This window comes from Pseudoroseomonas cervicalis ATCC 49957 (assembly GCF_000164635.1).
Classification (GTDB): Bacteria; Pseudomonadota; Alphaproteobacteria; order Acetobacterales; family Acetobacteraceae; genus Pseudoroseomonas; species Pseudoroseomonas cervicalis.
Window position 1 is genome coordinate 1 of sequence record NZ_GG770978.1, and the last position, 1,558, is coordinate 1,558.

At 76.4% G+C, this 1,558-nt stretch carries 1 protein-coding gene; it reads right to left on the reverse strand.

The features are described from left to right. Positions 1-147: 147 nt before the first annotated feature. Positions 148-1,558 (reverse strand): hypothetical protein (locus HMPREF0731_RS23395; RefSeq protein WP_007006232.1); only part of this gene is annotated, 1,411 nt, incomplete at its 5' end.

A 1,558-nucleotide genomic window follows, 5' to 3' on the forward strand; every position in this document is an offset into this window, starting at 1 on the left:
CGGGGACCGGGCTTGCGGGCGGGGCGGCCGGGGCCTGCGCCCAGGCGGGCAGGGGGGCCAGCGGGAGGGCCAGAGGAAGGGCCAGCAGCGGCGCGGTCAGCAGCCCGCCCAGCAGCAGGGCGGCGCGGCGCAGCGCGGGGGGCAGCATCATGGCAGGGTCACCTCGGTGCCGGAGCACAGCGCGAAATCCGGCCGGTCGATCTCCAGCCCGTTGCGGAACACGGCGCGCAGATGGCCGCGGCAGCCGACCGCCTCGGGCGGCTGGAAGTCCAGCGTCTCGCCACGGCCGAGCACGGTGGCGCCGAGCCGGTCCGGGCCGCGCGCGCCGCCCATGGCATCGACATACAGCTCGACCAGCGGCGCCGGGCCGGCATTGCGCAGCCGCACGCTGCCCTCGCGCGGCGGGCCCTGCTCGATCGGCCCGGCGCCCTGGTCCAGCCGCTCGGCGATGGTCCAGCCCGGGCGCAGCACGATCAGCCCGTTGTCGCAGATGTTGACGGCGCGCCGCTCCTCCGCCCCGCCATTGGCGAAGACGATGCGCAGGTCGATCTCGCAGCCGGCGCGCAGCACCAGCTCGGCGCGGGTGCCGCGCTCCAGCGGCCCGGCGGGCAGCCGGTCCTCGCCCCAGTCGGCGTCGTCGGTGCCGGAGGCGTAGAGCTCCTGCACCGGCGCGCCATGCCGGTTGACCAGGATGAAGGCGCGCTCCGGCGGGCGCGGCACGCCGCTGCCGTCGAAGGTGATTCGCGGCGTGGCGCAGAGATCGGCGCCCGGCTTCTCCTCCGCCGTGCCGTCGTCATAGACGGCGCGGAGGTCGACCTGGCAGGCGCGGCTGCGCAGCCGCAGGCGGAAGCTGTTGCCGCCCTCGACCATGACGGCGTCGAGCCGGTCCGGGCCCCAGCGCGCCTCGCCGCTGCCGGTGGCGCCGCCGGCCATGGCGTAGAGGTTGCGCAGGCTGCGCGAGCTGGCGTTGACCACCTCCGTCTCGCGCCAGGGCACCGCCGGGTCGCCGAACACCACGCGGGCGCGGCGGCACAGATCGACGCGGCGCCGCTCCTCGGTGCTGTCATCCTCGAACACCGCGGTCAGGTCGAAGACGCATTCGCGGGTGCGCCCGAGCCGCAGGGTGAAGCTGCCCTCGGGCGGCACCACCTCGCTGCCGAGCCGGTCCGGGCCGCGCCCGGCGCCGCTCGGCATGGCGTAGAGCTCGCGCAGCATCAGGTCGGTGTCGTTGACCACCGCCGCCTCGCGCAGCGGCGCGCTGGGGTCGCCGAAGGTGACACGCGGATTGCGGCAGAGATCGGCGCCGCGCTTCTCCTCCGTGCTGCCATCCGACAGCACGGCGCGCACATCGAACAGGCAGAGCCGCTGGCGGCCGAGCGGCACGCGCAGCGTGGCGCCCGAGGGCAGCGTGTCCTGGCCGAGCCGGTCCGGCCCCGGCTCGACGCTGCCGGCGGGGGCGATGTAGAGCTCGCGCAGGCCGAGGCCCAGCTCGTTGACCACCAGCGCCTCGCGCTCCGGCGGGCGCTGCGGCTGCTGCGGCTGTTGCGGCGCCTGGCTG